Below are 15,494 nucleotides of genomic sequence, written 5' to 3'. Positions count from 1 at the left end.
GCGCGTGGACATCTGACGGACGAGCAAGGGGCGGTGCTGGAGCCGCTGCTGCCGAAGATCCGCGGCGGAAGCCCGTCCTGCAGAGGCGACAAGCATCTCAAACAGGCCCTCGCCTCTCCGTGTTCGCGGCCCTGACCGACTCGCATCCGGGGCCTACTGCGAGCGGAAGAGGCCGAGGGCAAACACCACAAACTTGACGAAACAGATAGGGTGCCTGGCTATACATCGCGCGCATACGTCGTGTCTATGGTGCCGGGGCATGGCTCCGAGTGGCGCATCATCAAGGTCCGTGTCCTGCGCCGCTGGGGACCGGCCCGCCTCACGCACCTGAACCGGGCCACCGGCCGCGTCATACGCCGCTACGAACGTGAACGTTCCGGCGAGCTGGTGCACGTGGACATCAAGAAACTCGGCAACATCCCCGGCGGCGGAAACAAGGTGCTGGGCCGCCAGACGGGCGGCAAGACCCGCTCCAACGCCGGTCACGGCTACCCCCCACCGCCGTCGACGACCATGTCCGACTGGCCTACAGCGAGATCCACGCGGATGAGAAGAAGGAGACCGTCAGCGGCTTCTGAACCCGTGCCCAGGCGTTCTTCACCCAGGCCGGCATCACCGTCGAACGTGTCCTACGGCCAACGGCTTCTGCTACGGCTCACGCGGCTGGCGTGACCTGCTCACCGCGGCCGGGATTCCACAAGCGCACCCGGCCCTACCGGCCGCAGACCGACGGGAGGGTCGAACGCTTCAACGGCACCCTGCTCGACGAGTGGGCCTACGCCCGCCCCTACCGCTCAGAGACCGAACGACGCGAAGCGTTCCCCGGCTGGCTGCACACCTACGATCACCACCGCGGACACACCGCTCTCGCAGGCAAACCACCCGCCAGCCGCGTCCCCACCAGCACGACGGCCCACCCAGGAGGAGCGCCATGGCCGATCGCGCGCATGGGACCGCGCGGGACGACGGCTTCGCAGCACGTGCGCCGGAGTCTCGTAGCGCGAGCACGCATGACACGGTGCGTCTCGCGCTGGTGATCGGTGCTCTCGGCGTGGCCTTCGGTGACTCTCGTGGTCTTCAGCGGCAACATGATGCGACTCGCTTCAAACTGGCTCGGGTTGCGGTTCCGGTTGCCGTGTCGGCGCGGCCGTCGGTTCCCACAGTTTGGTGGTCCGTACGTAGCCGTGGACCACTGATGTCATCGCCAGAATGAGAAGTGGCCCGAACACCCATGGATGTCTGGCCATCTCCACCGGCAGATAGCGGTACGACACCAGGAGCGCGGCAAAGACTGTCGCACCGGAGACGACCAGCTGGATTCCTGGCCGGTCCCAGCCACGGTCCAGCGAGCGCAGCGCTGCCTCGATGGTGAGCGCGAACACCACGCCGGCGACGAGATCCGCGCCGTAGTGGTAGCCGAAGCCGAGCGTTGCGCTGAGCGTGGCAATCAGCCAGAACGTGCCCGCGAATCGCAGAAACCGTGGGGCCCTGCGGGAGTGAATGAAGATCGCCGTAGCCCACGCTGTGTGCAGGCTGGGCATGCAGTTACGGGGAGTGAACTCATCGTACGACATCGGGTGCGGGGTGTTGATCGGCGGCGGCGTGTCCGGCCAGAGGTTGGCCACCGCCCAGTGCACGCCGCCGGTGCCGGAGGCGCCCGGGCCGTAGGCGAAGACCGGCCCGACCACCGGGAAGATCATGTAGATGGCTGGTCCGATGAGGCCGATCACCAGGAAGGTGCGTACCAGATGATGGCTCGGGAAGCGGCGCTCGACCGCCACGTTACGCAGCTGGTACAGCGCGACGACAACCGCGGCCACTGCAAGCTGGGCGTAGACCAAGTGGAGAAGATGGGTGCCGATCGGGCCGGTGGCCCGCAGAATCCGGCCGGCCAGCCACGACGGGTCACCCAGGGCCTGATCGGCGGTTGCCACGTACTGGTCGAGCACCGCCGGGCGGGTCTTGGAGGTGATGAGCAGCCAGGTGTCACCGGTCTTGCGGCCGGCCACCAGCAGCAGGCCCAGACCGACGCCCTTCAGCAGCAGGGCGCGTTCGGCGCCGGTGCGGCGTGTGACGGCGATGACCGCACAGCCCAACATCACCCACAACGCGCCGTTGCCGAAGAAGTGGCCGTCGGTCATCTTGATGCGGACCGCCCACCGCACCAGCGTGAAGACGACGTCGATACCGATGGCCACACCAACCGCAATGAACCGTTGCCGCCAGGTGAGCACCACCGTCATCAACGCCAAACCGCCGTACAACGGCCCCGGTTTCGGGGCGCATATCAGCCCTTTCACCTGGTTGGTAATCGGCCCCGGTTGACCGTAGCGGCGTGCGGCGATCTCCAGTGTGATGAGGAATCCAAGACCCGCCACACCCACTGCGGCCCACAGCAACGCTCGGCGTTGCCGCCAAGCGGGCAAAGCAGTCCCGCCGTGTATTCGCGAAGACACCCGCGACGCTCTAGATATCAATCGTTTAGCCGATTCGTTCGATATGGGTTAAATGGATGGAAAGCGATGAGGGCATTCATCGCGAGTTCGAACATGTTATCGGAGCGGTGCGGGTGGCATTCGCTGGTCAGGGGTGGCGTCACCAGTTATCCACAGGGCTCCGCCACGTCGCCGGCGCCGTGTTGCGGCACGAACGGCACGTTGGCAGACCGCCAACACCTCGAATACAGCACGCTGCCTTCGCGGTCAACCGCCGCCGTCCTGTCCCGCTACCGGAACCCTTACAAGTGCGGGGTCAACGAAGGCAGCATCACCGACGTCAAGCTTCAAAAACGCATCATGGCGGGACGCGCCGGAGTCCCGCTCCTCCGTCACCGAGTCCTGCTGATCGCCCACCTACGCCGCCATTAGGCGGCTCTCTTGCCGGAGTCACTTGAGCTCGTACGCCGACACAGGAGGTTCTGCCGGCGCGCAGGGCCAGGGGTCCCGAGGGGCCCTGGGGTGAGAAGCGGCCAACGCCCCTGCGCAGCAACGGATCTGTGTACAGCCACTTACCCCACCCCTGGTACCGTCGGCGATCGATTGATCACCGACGGTCGGAGAGACCGTCACGGGGGCAGAGGGGAAGCACACGGTATGCGTGCAGGTTTAGTGGTGGGAACGGTTCTGCTGACGACCGTCTCGCTGACGGGCTGCAGCGGTGCGCGTGGTGGGCATGAGGGCAGCAAGAACGGCGCCCCGGACCCTTTCCACCAGGCCCAGCCGCTCGCCAAGCTGAGCGTGCCGGCCGCCTACGACGCGGGCAAGGGCTGGGACGAGACGTTGAGCTGGGTGCCCGCGTCGGTGGGGACTCTGGGGCGAAAAGGGCATGCCCGCAGTGGTCTGTCGCGGTGGACCTGGCCACGGGCAAGACGGCCGCCTACGACAACGCCGATGACCTCCTGCCCCAGTGTGCGCAGGCAGACATATGCTCGGGCAGCCGGGTGATGGCGGCCACCGCCGACGGCCCGCTGGTCGGTATGGGTGACGGAGGCTTCGGCATGCCGGGCCGCTGGTCCAGCGACGCCGTGCGTCCGAACGGCGTGGCCCCGCGAACCGGCATCCTCGAGACCTGGAACGGCATGGTGTACGGCGTCAACGATGACCATCTGCTCGCCGGCTGGAGCACCGCCGGCAAGTATGGCTCCCACACCGATCCGGTGTGGTCCGTGCACGATGTCCGAGGCTCTCTCCGCTAAAGGACCGGCACATCGCCTTCCTGGGCCGCTACCTGTTCAACATCGCTGCCAGCGCGCCGGGCAGCGGCCTGCGCCCACCGCGCGACCCGGACGCGACCGAGGACGCGGACGACGAGGAATGGGACCGGAACGAGAGGACTCTCCCTCGCCTGCAATGCCGAAAACGCATGTCCATGGCGGTCGTTGAGCTGGTAAATCGCACCCACGTGGGGACGCTCCGAGAGCACAGTGCTCGGCGGTCACCGGCGCAGATTGAACTTTCGGCAGTGTCGGACGGCTCCCCATGTCCGTACTGTCGCCTCCGTGGACAGCACGACGATCAACACTGCGACCGGGACCGCTGTTTTGCGGCGGGCACTTGATCCAGGGACCATTCTGACAGCGGCCGCCGTGGTGGCCGCCGGCCTGAGCATGGTGAACCTGTGGTGGGCGGTCCCGGCTGCCATCGCCGCGTTCCTGGCAGGACGGCGGCCTGGAAGGACCGCCCCGACAGCGCTCGCTCTGGTCGCGATTCTCGCGGCCGGCGTGGTGGCGTTGTCCGTCGTGCCTGCTTGGCTCCCCCTGGCCGGCCGGTTTGTGGCAGTAATGGTTGTCGCCACGATGCTGCCCTGGTTCGCGGGCCGGTTCTGGCTCCAGTATCAGCAGCTTGTCCGGGCCGGGTGGGAGCGTGCCGAGCAACTGCAACGCGAGCAGCAGCTGATCGCTGATCACGCCCGGCTGCTCGAGCGGACGCGTATCGCCCAGGACATGCATGACGTACTCGGCCATGACCTCAGCCTGATCGCCCTGTCGGCGGGCGCACTCAAACACAACCGGTCGGCAGGCTGAGCCGGGTGAGCCCTTCGTCGATCTCGACCCGGCCCGCACCTACCGGGTGCAGGTGTGGGCGCAGGACCGGGCCGATGCCCGCGAACGGTTCGACTCCGCGGTGCAGCGCGAGGAACGGGACGGCTTCGACGTGTTCGAGAGCTATGTGATCCCCTGTTCGTCCCCTCGGGCACACAGAGCCGCCGCAACCCGCCCAAGTGGAGAGCCGAGGGGAGCGCCTTGCCCGCCGGCACGGAAAACCGCCACTGAACATACGTTGACGTGCACAGTCGAGAAGGAGAGCAGCGTTGCGCCGGCTCCCCTCTCGACCGGCAGATGCCGGTTACTTCACGCAGATTCCGTATGCGTTGCCGTGCAGGATCCGGTCACTGCCGTACCGGTTGCCCAGCTCGCGGCCCGCCTGCTCGTTCTCCGTGCCCGGCACGCATGCGGACGGAGAGGTTGTCGTCGCCCAAGCAGGCGCCTTCCTCGGTGCGCCGACCCCGCGCGGTGTGGCCCCTGCTGATCCTGGTCTTGGTGCTCGTGATCCTGCTCGTCTTCATCGGGCTCGCCTACCTGACGTGGCGCCACCCGTCCTTGAGTGCCCCTCTGGGAACGGCGTTCGGAGGCGTGACCGTGCTCGTTACGCTCGCCCTCGCCCTGGCCCGCGGATAGCGCGACGGTCGGTCGTCCTGGTCGGCTCCGGCGTCAGGCGGCAGGGTGGGGCGCCTCGTCGGCGCGACCGCCGGCTCCGAGGGTTCGCCGCGGCGCCGGGACGGCTGCGGGGAGGGCGCCGAGTACACCGCGGGCACGCAGTTCGTCCAGGTCGGGGAGACGGACTCCGGGGAGGGAGTCGAGTAGGTCGGCCTGGGCGGCGCGGATGTTGTGCGGGGCCTCGGGGCCGGTGCCAAGGGTGCGGCGGGCTGTCACACGGTCATCGTACGGGGCCGCTGCGTCGGCAGATCGCGGGGGTCGCGGCCCGCGCGCTCTCCTTCGGCGACGAGCTGGATGCCCAGGGTCTGGATCCCGGTGGCGTCGCCGAGACGGAACTGGGCCTCCACCATCCCGCCGTTGCGCGAGGTGACGACGCCCGTGACGAGGGGCGAAAGGGTGTCCGTCGCGCCGGCCTGCTGTGTGGGAAGGTCGGCGGGCAGCACGGCGGTCGCGTCGGCCCGTAAGGACTTCCAGCCGGACCAGGGAGGTGTCGGTCCAAGGGGACCATCGCCACGGCCCTGGTCCGCCCGGGATCCTGGACGGCGGCGGGCGGCTGGGACGGGGCGCTGCGGTCCGGGCGGGGTTCATGGGTGGCGTTCACCGCGTACACGACGGAGTCGAGGTCTACGACTTGGGCTGGGCAGGCTAGGGGCACTCGTACTCGTGCGGTCACCGACGTTCAGGCCGCGGCCGTTGACCCGGGCTCCAGCCAGTTCCGCCATATCGTTGTCAACGGGTGCGCCCAGCTTGTCTCATCAAGGTGGCCCCGCGTCTGCCGGCGCATCGAAAGAGCCCCGACTGTCGCAGCGGTTCGGGGCCTTCTCCGCTGCTGTCACTTGCCGAGGAGTCGTGCTTTCTGCCGTTCGAACTCGGTTCCGGTCAAGGCGCCTTGGTCACGGAGTGCGGCAAGCTTGGCGAGTTCGTCAGCTACGGACGGTGCGGCGGCAGGCGCGAAGGTCGGTATGGGGGGCGCAGGCCTGGCTGTGGCGGGGCGCACTGCCCAGCGGCCGGCGAAGGCAATAGCGCCGATGCCGATGAGGACGAGACCGAACGTCTTGTCTTCTTCGGCGATGCGTTTGTCCTGCTCGGCTTCGAAGGCCGCATCCTTGGCGGACTGACTGGCCTCGAAGCCGAGGACGTCCGCCCAGTCGGCGGCGGAGGCGTCGATGGCTTCCTTGTCGGCGGTGCTGCTGTCAATGCTGGCCGGGATGTAGATGATCAGGCCGATGGCGGCAATGATCAGACCGGCGAGCGTGAGCGCGAGGCGTGCGCGTCTTCTGACGGTGGTCACGTGCGGTTTCTCCTGGGTGCGGGTGTGGTCCTGGCGAGACTGGCGGTGGCGGCGGAAGGTTGTACGCTCACGTTGCCCTCGTTTCCGCGGCCTGCCGCGTGGTGCCACGCATCGACGTCGCCCGCGACGCCTCCGGCCGGTGGCGGCACCCCGCACGCTGGCACCACGCCCTCCCCGGCCTCTCCCCCGCCGACGTTCACCACCCGTGACTGTGGGAGTCACCTGCTGACCGAGTTTCCGGTGTCGGTTTGCTTTGACGTCACCCTGGGGCTCGCGTCGGGACGGTGGAGGTCTGGATGCCCGTCCGCATCCTGTTGTATATCTTGACTGACCGCGAGCGGCAGGCGATCAGCCAGGTCGGTGTGGTTGATTCTGGTGCGCACGGCGGCGCCCGTCTTGGTGATCACCGCCTGGATGCCCACCGCTTGGAGCGCCGAGCAGATGCCCAGCAGGGTGAACAGGCTGGCGTTGTCGCAATAGGCGATTTCGGACAAGTCCAGCAGCAGATGGCGGTGGTCCTCGGGGCGCAGCGCCAGCTCCACTATCACCTCACGCAGGCCGTCAGCGGTGTCGACATCCAACTCGCCCGACAGGCACACCAGTACACCGGACTCACCTGCCGGCACCCGAAGGATCCCCAACCGGGAATCCACGTCCGGCTCCCACCCCGCTTCCTTGGCAGACGGCTCGCCCGCACCCGGTCCGCCATGCTGCCCCGCCATGACGACCGAGTTCGTGACGGTCATGACCGTACCCGGCGCTGATTCGGGCTCGTGTCCAGCGGGATCCCCGCCAGGGTCGTCCGCGAGCATGACCGCAGCTGTCGTGCGCTTGCCGACCGGCTCTCGGTGCACCTCGAAGCTCTGGCAGAGGGCCATAACGATCTCCAGACCGTGCTGGCCGACCCGGCCGGGATCAGCGGCCCGGGCCACCGGCAGCGTCGGGGCACTGTCCCAGACCGTGATCTGGACCCGGCCACCGGCCATCTCCAGTTCGAGCAAACACGGGTCCGGGCGCGTATGTGCAGGCGTTCGTCAACAGCTCGCTGACCACCAGCGGGACAACTTCCCACGCACGGTCGGACACCGGAAGGCCGTGAACGGACTGCAGGCGCACCAAGAAGCTGCGGGCCACCTCGCGCCCCTGGGCAATGTCACCGGGGCTGCCCTCGTACGCCGCAGAAGCCTTGATCAGCTCATCGCCCTGCAACTGACCATCATTTTGGGCAGCCCCATCCATGCGATCCGCCCGCTTCCTGAGTCCTGACCGTTACGCCAATCATCCACCGTCAGAGGCGAGCGACCTCAAAACTCGTCGACATCGGCCATGCAGACACTCGGCAGATGACTCCCGCGCCCGGTCGAAATGATGTCCACGGGGGACACAGCCTCCCACCTGACGTCGCCGCCGCACTGACGGCGGCACGGGCACGGCGGCCCCGGCCGACGCGCAACACCGCTCCCCAGGCTGCGGTTCGTCCTGGGCCGCACCGGCCCCGTCGGCATCGAGGCCCGGATCAGCGCAGCGCCGGCAAGCCCGCGGACGTGACGGCAAGGCCCACAAGGCCGTCAGCAAGGCTTCGGCGCCGCAGCGCTGCACCGGACACGGCCGTCCTCGGACATCCCGGGAGCGCGCGTCTGCGGACAGTCCCGGGGCAGGCGCTCGCGTGCCGGTTCCCACCCAGCGGACCGGGGCTGGCTCAAGGGTTGTCCCGTAACTGCTGTTCCCCGGGTGAGATGATCTTGTGGTGGCTGGTGTGATCACGGCGTCGGGGCGGTCCGGACGAACACGTCGAGCGCGGCGTCCACGGAGGTGAGTGCGGTCTCACCCGCGTTGAGGGAGTCGTACACGAAGTGGACCGAAGCGTCCTCGATGCCGCAGAAGGCCGAGATGCCCGACCCGATGGTGCGGGTGACGATGTCGTCCCAGCCCAGCCGGGCGAACTGGTCCTGCGGGTAGCTGACCAGGCTGATCCAGAACATCCGCTTGCCGCGCAGGCGTGGCTCGCTGCGGCCGTAGGCGAAGCCGTGGTTCCACACCCGGTCGATCCAGCCCTTGAGCATGGCAGGCAGTCCGAACCACCAGAGCGGGAAGACCACGACGATCACATCGGCGGCGTCGATGCGGGCCATGTGCGCCCGGACTTCTGGCGAGTACACCTTGTCGTGGTCCGCCCAATCGGGCTCGTCGAGGGTCGTCATCCGGGGATCGAAGCCCTCGGCGTGCAGGTCGAGGAGATCGACGGCGAAAGCGTCGTCCGCGAGCCGGGCCCGGACTCGGCGGGCGAGCTCGGCGGTCAGGGAGTCGGCGCGCGGGTGAGCGAGTACGAGCAGGGCCCGCTTGCCGGGCGGGGGCGTCGGCTCGGGGTGGGGCGCAGCGGTGTGGGAGGTGGCCGGGTGGGATGTGGTTGTGTCGTGCTCGGGGGTGCCGTTGAGGGTGGTCATCGCTGCCCCTCCAGCCGGACCAGCATCTTGCCCGTGTTGGCGCCCCGCATCATGGCGAGGAAGGCGTCGGGTGCCTTCTCGATGCCGTCGACGACGGTCTCCTCGGTGTGCAGGGTGCCGTCGGCGAGCCAGGCCGCGGCCTTGCCTATCCATTCGGGGAAGAGATCGAGGTGGCTGGTGACGAGCATGCCGCGCAGGGTGACCTCTCGGGCGGCGGCCTGGAAGAGGTTGTGGGGGCCCGGGGCCGGCTCGGTGGCGTTGTAACCGCTGATCGCGCCGACCATGGCGATCCGTCCGCCGGTGCGCATCGCCCCGATGGCCGCTTGCAGGTGGTCGCCGCCCACGGCGTCGAGGTAGACGTCGATGCCGTCGGGAGCGGCTTTGGTGAGCTGCTCGGTCAACCCGCCCTGGCGGTAGTCGACCGCCGCGTCGAAGCCGAACGCGTCGAGGAGCTTCTTGGTCTTGTGCGGTCCGCCCGCCGAGCCGATCACCCGGGACGCCCCCAGTTGCCGGGCCAGTTGACCGGCGACGCTGCCGACCGCGCCGGCCGCGGCGGAGACGAAGACCACGTCGCCCTCTCGCACAGGTGCGGTGCGGGTGAGTGCCGCATAGGCGGTCAGGCCCGTGGTGCCCAGCGGGCCGAGATAGGCGGACGCCGGGGCGAGCGCGGTGTCGACGACGGTGGCCGCCGTCGCGTCCAGGACCGCGTGTTCGCGCCAGCCCAGGAAGTGGGAGACGGTCGCCCCGACCGGTACCGACTCGGCGCGGGAGGCGATCACCTCGCCGATGGCGCTGCCGTCGAGGGCGGTGCCGAGATCGAAGGGAGGGATGTAGGACGGCGCGTCGTCCATGCGGCCGCGCATGTAGGGGTCCACGGACATCCAGGTGTTGCGGACCACGATCTGGCCCTCGCCCGGCTCGGGTATCTCGGTGGTGACCAGCTGGAAGTTCTGCGGCACCGGCTCGCCGACGGGACGGGAGGCGAGACGGATTTCGCGGGACACGGTCGTGGCCGCGGTGCTCGTGGTGCTCATGGAGGTGGTTCCTTCCGGTGCGGATGGTGGGGGCAGCGCGGTACGGGAGAGTGTTTCCGCGGCTGCCGGGGCGGTGATCGGTCTCGATCACGGGAACCACGATGCGGGGGCCCGCGCACGGACTGCTGACGGACCGCTCACGACGGCCGACGGCACACGCGTTAGCGTGACGGGCATGCGTTTCGAGGTGCTGGGTCCGGTGACGGTCCGTACGGGCGACGGGAATCCCGTTTCCGTACCGGAGGCGAAGGTCCGAGCGCTCCTCGCCGACCTGCTGGTGCACCACGGGCGTCCGGTACCGGTGGACCGGTTGATCGACGACCTGTGGGGCGAGTCCCTGCCGGGCAACCCGGGGAACACCTTGCAGACCAAGGTCTCCCAGTTGCGGCGCGCCCTGGCGAAGGGCGGGGCAGATGCCCGCGCGCTCGTGGAGTACGGCCCGGCGGGTTACACGCTGCGGGTGCCCGAGGACGCGGTCGACTCCGGCCGGTTCATGGAACTGACGGCACGTGCCCGGACGGCAGCCGACCCGCGCGCCAAGGTGTCGCTGTTGTCGGAGGCGCTCGGGCTGTGGCGCGGAGCGGCGTTCGCCGACTTCCGGGACGAGGGCTTCGCGCAGGCGGCGATCGCCCGCCTGGAGGAGCAGCGCCTCACCGCTCAGGAGGATCTCGCCGAGCTGCGGCTGGAACTCGGCGAACACAGCCTTATGGCCGACGAGTTGGGGGAACTGGTCGCGGCCCACCCGCTGCGCCGGCGGCTGCGGGCCGCCCACATGCTCGCCCTCTACCGGACCGGTCGGCAGAGCGAGGCGCTCGACGCCTATCAGGACCTCAGACGCCGGTTCGCCGACGAGCTGGGCATCGACCCGGACGCCGAACTCGCCGCACTGCACCAGGCGATCCTGCGGCAGGACCCCGGACTCGCGCCGGTGCCCACCCCGGCCACCACGAGCGCCCGGCCACAGACGAACCTGCCGACGCCGGTGAGTTCGCTGATCGGCCGGCATGAAACGGTGGCGCGGGTGTGTGCGCTGGTCCGGGGGAACCGTCTGGTCACCCTCACCGGACCGGGCGGCGTCGGCAAGACCAGGATCGCGCTGGCAGCGGCGGCACGGCTGGCGGACGCGGCCGGGGACGCACCGGATGCCGCCGAGGAGGACGTCGACGATGTCCGGGCCGATGGCGTCTGGTTCGTGGAACTCGGCGGCACCAGCGGCGGCGTGGCCGAGAACGTGGCGGGCGTACTCGGCCTACGTGACGACGACGCGGCGGGCGTGGCGGGCCTGCCGCGCGGCGCCGGCACGACCCGGGACCGGCTTGCGGAGGCGATCGCCCAGCGCCGGCTGCTGCTCGTCCTCGACAACTGCGAACACCTCGTCGAGGAGGTGGCCGTGCTCGCCGATCACCTGCTGCGCGGAGCTCCCGGGCTCCGCATCCTCGCCACCAGCCAGGAGCCCCTGGCCATCTCCGGGGAGATACTCCATCCCGTGGAACCGCTGGCCGACCGCGAGGCCATGGCACTGTTCGCGGCGCGGGCCGCCGCCACCACGCCCGGCTTCGCCCTGACTCCGGAGACGAGCGAGGCCGTCGCCCTCATCTGCCGGCGCCTCGACGGGATACCCCTGGCCCTGGAGCTGGCCGCCACCCGCGTACGGACACTCGGCGTACACACCCTGGCCGACCGTCTGCACGACCGCTTCCGGCTGCTCAATCAGATGCGCCGGGACGCCCCGGCACGCCAGCGCACGCTGCGCGCGATGATCGACTGGAGCTGGGAACTCCTCTCCCCGCCCGAGCGGATCGTATTGCGCCGGCTGGCCGTATTCGCCGGAGGGTTCACCTTGCACTCCGCCGAGCGTGTGTGCGCCCCGCCCGGCGCGACGGCCGGGGAAGGGGACGTCGCCGCCGACGACATGATGGACCTCGTCACCCGGCTCGTCGATCGTTCGCTGGTCGTCGCCGCGTTCGACAGCGACGGCACTCGCTTCCGGATGCTCGAATCGGTCACCGCCTATGCTCTGGAGCGGCTCGACGAGGCGGGCGAGACCAAGGAGCTCAGGCGTCGGCACGCACTCCACTGCACCGACATGGCCGAGCACGTGGCACCCCTGCTGCACGGCCGCGACCAGCGTCACTGGCTGCGCCTCCTCGACAGCGAGACGGCCAACCTGCGTGCCGCCCTGGACCACACCGTGGCGGACAGCGCCGCCGATCTCGCGCTTCGCCTGGTCAACGCACAGGCGTGGTACTGGTATCTGCGCGGCCGGATCGGCGAGGCCGTCCGCTCGCTGGGGTGCGCGCTGGAAGGTGCGCAGCAGGATCCGGTGGTGGAGTGTGCCGACGGGCGGGAGACGGGCGCCCCACCCCACGACGCGTCACCTCAGCGGACTCCACCCCACGGCGCAGCTGCTGCCGAGGGCCGGGGCGCGGCCCGTGCCGGCGCCCGCGTCAGGCGGGCCGCGTTCGCCCTGCTCACCGGGGACGACACGCATCTCGGCGACACCTTCGAGGGTGCCGACGCGCGGGGCAGGTGGCTGCTGGCATTCGCCCGGTGCGGCTTCGGCGACCGGACCACCCGTGACCTCGACGCGCTGCCTGCCGAGTTCCGGGCAAGCGGCGACCGCTGGGGCGAGGCTGCAGCGCTCAGCACCCGTGCCACCTGGGCCATCTACGAGGGCGACCTTGCGGCCCTGCGGAGGAACGCCGAGAGCAGCGCGGCCCTCTTCGCCGAACTCGGTGACCTCTGGGGCCGGTTGCAGGCATCGGAACAGCTGGGGGTACTCGCCGAGATCGCCGGTGACTACGAGGGCGCGGCCCGCCTCCACCGGCACGGACTGCGCAGCGCGGAGGAACTCCAGCTCTGGACGCAGGTCTCGTTCCGGCTGGCCAGACTGGGCCGTGTCGCGCTGCTCACCGGCGACGACGCGCAGGCGACGGAGTTTCACGAGCGCGCCCGGCGCCTCGCCGCCGAGCAGTCGCACCGCCCGGCCGAACAGTTCGCCGCGATGGGGCTGGCGATGGGCGCCCGCCGACGCGGCGACCTGGCCGCCGCCGAGGCCCATCTGCTCCCCTGGCTGGAGTGGAACCGCCGCCTCGGCGTGGCCTCCGGAGAGGCCTTGACCCTTGCCCAACTCGGTTTCGTCGCCGAGCAGCGCGGCGATGCGAGGCTCGCCGAGACGCTGCACCGGGAGAGTCTCGCGGCGGCCGGCAGAACCGGGGACCCCCGTGCCCTGGCGCTCGCCCTCGAAGGACTGGCGGGGGCCCGGGCCACCGACGGGCACATGGAGTACGCCGCGTCGCTGCTCGGTACGGCCGCCGCCATCCGGGACTCCGTCGACGCACCACTCCCCCAGGGCGAACGCGCCGACGTGGACCGGGCCGCCGCCCGCGCGCGCGACGCGCTGGGCGAGGACGGGTTTGCCGCCGCGTTCGACCACGGGCGGGGCCTCACGGCGGACCACCAGATCGCTCTGCTCGACAGCGCTTCCACCGGGCGGGAATGAGGGTGGTACGGCTGGACCACTTGCGCCACCGCTCCGGGCGGCACGCCTCCGGCGCGGGAGCCGCCGCCAATCTGCGCCTGCCGGGAGGAGCACAGCGCCGCGAGCAGCGTGATTCGTATGTCCTCGTTCGTGTCGCGGAGGTCCGAGGGGTACGCAGAGCGTGGGCGGCGGGTTGCTGATCACCCCGCTGCTCAACACGGTCCTGGCACGGATCGATCCGCAGTCCGCCGGCGTGGCCTCGGGCTCGCTGTCCACCGCCCAGGAGGTCGGCGCTGCGCTGGGCGTGGCGGTCGTCGGAGCGGTGTTCTTCCACTCCTTCCAGACAGGTGGCGCCTCGGGCGACAAGGTGCACGCGGCGGGACACGCTTTCGCACTGACGTCCCTGACGACCTTCGCCATCGCGGCGCTCGCGGCCCTGCTGGTGTTCCTCCTGCCGAAGGCGCCGCCGACGAAGGCGTGACGACGTGCAGCAGGTGCCGGCGCCTCCGGGTAGCGAGTCCCGGGAGGCGGCCGCACCTCTTGCGCCGCACGGCCCGGCGCGTGGAGTGTTCAGCCCGTTTTCAGAAGATTTTCCACGGTGCGGCGAACCTTGGCGATGACGTCTTCGTCTCCGAGGCGCAGAGCCGTGTTGGCCGCGCAGAGCACGGAATCGATCTGAAAGACCGCGAGGTCGATGTCGAGTTCCGCGATCTCGTGGGATCCGACGGCGTTCCGCAATTCCTTCCCGATGGTGTCGAGCCATTCCCGCTGGTTGCGGAACAGGGCGTCGCGGATCGTTCCCGGCTTGCTGTCGAAACGGGCGATGTTCGCGACACGGAAGCAGCCGCCCTCGAACAACGGGGTTTTGGCGTAATCGATCCAGTGCTCGATCAGAGAGCGGAGCCGGTCGACTCCGGGAGCCGCTTCCCTCGCCGGGCGGACGACCGCGTCGATGAACATCTCGCCCGCATAATCGATGGTCGCGAGCTGGAGCACTTCCTTGGACCTGAAGAGGGTCTGGATGCCCGACTTGCTCATGCCCGTATCGGCCGCAAGACGGCCGAAGCTCACGTCGTCCAGCCCGTCGAGGGAGGCGATGTCGACGGCGCGCCGCAGTACGGTCTGACGCGCTCGTGCCCCTTTGAGCAGGCGCTTGTCAGTGATCGACACCGTGTCTGCCCGCGTGACGAATCGTTCGCGCCCCAGTGTCCATACGGTCGATCGTACCTCTTGTACGCGACGTGCAGGAGAACCCACCCATCCATGCGGGCCACCCCTCGAACACGCGAAGCATCGCCGCAGCATCGACTGTGTGCAGGCAGAACGGGTCGGTCTCCTCGGTCAAGGATGTCGAACCGGTCGGTTCCTGCACCGCTTCAGCAGGTCGGAGCCGCGTGAGTCGGCACTGGCCTACATGCGGGGCTCATCGCCCCGCTGCCGCGCAAGAGTGGCTGGACCTTGGCGGAGGAGGCCGGTCATGACGGTCCGGACCGCATCCACCGGATGCTGAACCGGATCGAGTGGACGCCGATGAGGTTCTCGACGACGTGCGTGACTACGTGCTCGACAGCTCGGCGACCAGGACGCCGTCCTGATCGTGGACGACCCCGGCTTTCTGAAGAAGGGGACGCGGTCGGCCGGAGTGCAACGGCAGTACTCCGGCACCGCCGGGCGGACGGAGAACTCCCAGATCGGCGTCTCCCTCGCCTGTGCCACCGACCGAGGGCGGACTTGGCCTACACCGAGAACCTGCCGGATGAGACCGCCGCGACATGCGCTGCCTCGCTCCAGCGGGCTGCCGTCCGGTTCACCGGGCAAGGAATCGCCATCGAACGGTCCTGACCGGCAACGCCTTGGCCTACACCACTACCAGCTGGCGCCAGACCTGCCGCCAGCTGGGCATCAGCCCTCGCTGGACCCGCCCCTGGCGGACGCGGACCAACGGCAATGTCGTCATCGAAGGCGACCGCCTCGCCCGGCGGTCGCAACGGGAGGATCTCGATGACGGCCGCCGTGTCAGTCCAGATGT

The 15,494-nt window shown here is 69.5% G+C and carries 14 protein-coding genes and 3 pseudogenes; 8 read left to right on the top strand and 9 right to left on the bottom strand.

The features are described 5' to 3' along the window. Positions 1 to 264: 264 nt before the first annotated feature. Positions 265 to 899, top strand: a pseudogene (locus tag ACIBBH_RS17770) (integrase core domain-containing protein); the annotation flags it as partial. A gap of 204 nt (positions 900 to 1,103) precedes the next feature. Here ACIBBH_RS17770 and ACIBBH_RS17765 read toward each other — a convergent pair. Then, positions 1,104 to 2,399, bottom strand: coding sequence for a phosphatase PAP2 family protein (locus ACIBBH_RS17765; RefSeq protein WP_399405510.1), 1,296 nt, complete (start codon positions 2,397 to 2,399; stop codon positions 1,104 to 1,106). Positions 2,400 to 3,346: 947 nt separating this feature from the next. Between ACIBBH_RS17765 and ACIBBH_RS17760 the strand changes: the two genes are divergently transcribed. The 3 genes from ACIBBH_RS17760 (at position 3,347) to ACIBBH_RS17750 (ending at position 5,176) form a co-directional block, all read left to right on the top strand. Then, positions 3,347 to 3,694 carry a hypothetical protein gene (locus tag ACIBBH_RS17760; protein WP_399405508.1) on the top strand — a complete coding sequence of 116 codons (348 nt, stop codon included), beginning with the start codon at positions 3,347 to 3,349 and terminating at the stop codon, positions 3,692 to 3,694. A 303-nt stretch (positions 3,695 to 3,997) separates the two neighbouring features. After that, entirely contained in the window at positions 3,998 to 4,522 is a 525-nt protein-coding gene (locus ACIBBH_RS17755; protein ID WP_399405506.1) for a histidine kinase, read from the top strand. A gap of 471 nt (positions 4,523 to 4,993) precedes the next feature. Continuing rightward, a complete protein-coding gene (locus ACIBBH_RS17750) occupies positions 4,994 to 5,176 on the top strand; it encodes a hypothetical protein (protein ID WP_399405504.1) in 183 nt (60 codons plus the stop codon). Between the two features lie 33 nt (positions 5,177 to 5,209). Here ACIBBH_RS17750 and ACIBBH_RS17745 read toward each other — a convergent pair whose 3' ends face one another. From ACIBBH_RS17745 to ACIBBH_RS17725, 5 genes and pseudogenes are all read right to left on the bottom strand, one after another. Then, on the bottom strand, positions 5,210 to 5,431 hold the full coding sequence (locus ACIBBH_RS17745; protein WP_399405502.1) for a hypothetical protein: 222 nt from the start codon (positions 5,429 to 5,431) through the stop codon (positions 5,210 to 5,212). After that, positions 5,428 to 5,658: a hypothetical protein gene (locus ACIBBH_RS17740; protein ID WP_399405500.1), complete on the bottom strand. Its 231-nt coding sequence runs from the start codon at positions 5,656 to 5,658 to the stop codon at positions 5,428 to 5,430. Before ACIBBH_RS17740 ends, ACIBBH_RS17745 begins: the two co-directional genes overlap by 4 nt. 389 nt (positions 5,659 to 6,047) lie before the next feature. Next, positions 6,048 to 6,506 carry an SHOCT domain-containing protein gene (locus tag ACIBBH_RS17735; RefSeq protein ID WP_399405498.1) on the bottom strand — a complete coding sequence of 153 codons (459 nt, stop codon included), beginning with the start codon at positions 6,504 to 6,506 and terminating at the stop codon, positions 6,048 to 6,050. Between the two features lie 218 nt (positions 6,507 to 6,724). Further along, the gene (locus ACIBBH_RS17730) at positions 6,725 to 7,228 is read right to left on the bottom strand and encodes an STAS domain-containing protein (RefSeq protein WP_399405553.1); all 504 of its coding nucleotides are present in this window, start codon (positions 7,226 to 7,228) and stop codon (positions 6,725 to 6,727) included. Positions 7,229 to 7,282: 54 nt separating this feature from the next. Next, positions 7,283 to 7,640, bottom strand: a pseudogene (locus ACIBBH_RS17725) (ATP-binding protein); the annotation flags it as partial. Between ACIBBH_RS17725 and ACIBBH_RS17720 the strand changes: the two are divergent. Further along, positions 7,602 to 7,772 (top strand): hypothetical protein, encoded by a 171-nt coding sequence (locus ACIBBH_RS17720; RefSeq protein ID WP_399405561.1) that lies wholly within the window; start codon positions 7,602 to 7,604, stop codon positions 7,770 to 7,772. The pseudogene ACIBBH_RS17725 and the gene ACIBBH_RS17720 sit on opposite strands and share 39 nt — an antisense overlap. 494 nt (positions 7,773 to 8,266) lie before the next feature. Here the strand turns inward: ACIBBH_RS17720 and ACIBBH_RS17715 are convergent, their stop codons facing one another. Beyond that, positions 8,267 to 8,950, bottom strand: a complete 684-nt coding sequence (locus ACIBBH_RS17715; protein ID WP_399405497.1) for an NAD(P)H oxidoreductase — start codon at positions 8,948 to 8,950, stop codon at positions 8,267 to 8,269. Next, positions 8,947 to 9,984 (bottom strand): NADP-dependent oxidoreductase, encoded by a 1,038-nt coding sequence (locus ACIBBH_RS17710; RefSeq protein ID WP_399405495.1) that lies wholly within the window; start codon positions 9,982 to 9,984, stop codon positions 8,947 to 8,949. Before ACIBBH_RS17710 ends, ACIBBH_RS17715 begins: the two co-directional genes overlap by 4 nt. 175 nt (positions 9,985 to 10,159) lie before the next feature. Here ACIBBH_RS17710 and ACIBBH_RS17705 point away from each other — a divergent pair, with 175 nt between their 5' ends. Together ACIBBH_RS17705 and ACIBBH_RS17700 are read left to right on the top strand one after the other, a co-directional pair. Then, complete coding sequence (locus ACIBBH_RS17705; protein WP_399405493.1) at positions 10,160 to 13,486, top strand: BTAD domain-containing putative transcriptional regulator; 3,327 nt, start codon at positions 10,160 to 10,162, stop codon at positions 13,484 to 13,486. A gap of 160 nt (positions 13,487 to 13,646) precedes the next feature. After that, positions 13,647 to 13,946, top strand: coding sequence for a hypothetical protein (locus ACIBBH_RS17700; RefSeq protein ID WP_399405491.1), 300 nt, complete (start codon positions 13,647 to 13,649; stop codon positions 13,944 to 13,946). 89 nt (positions 13,947 to 14,035) lie between these two features. Here the strand turns inward: ACIBBH_RS17700 and ACIBBH_RS17695 are convergent, their stop codons facing one another. Then, positions 14,036 to 14,635 carry a TetR/AcrR family transcriptional regulator gene (locus tag ACIBBH_RS17695; protein ID WP_399405489.1) on the bottom strand — a complete coding sequence of 200 codons (600 nt, stop codon included), beginning with the start codon at positions 14,633 to 14,635 and terminating at the stop codon, positions 14,036 to 14,038. A 142-nt stretch (positions 14,636 to 14,777) separates the two neighbouring features. Here ACIBBH_RS17695 and ACIBBH_RS17690 point away from each other — a divergent pair. Further along, positions 14,778 to 15,194 (top strand): annotated as a pseudogene (locus tag ACIBBH_RS17690) (transposase); the annotation flags it as partial. Between the last annotated feature and the right edge of the window lie 300 nt (positions 15,195 to 15,494).

The sequence above is a fragment of the Streptomyces sp. NPDC051636 genome, assembly GCF_044453765.1.
Classification (GTDB): domain Bacteria; phylum Actinomycetota; class Actinomycetes; order Streptomycetales; family Streptomycetaceae; genus Streptomyces.
The sequence above is the reverse complement of the archived record's forward strand: the minus strand, read 5'-3'. Positions and strand labels throughout refer to the sequence as shown.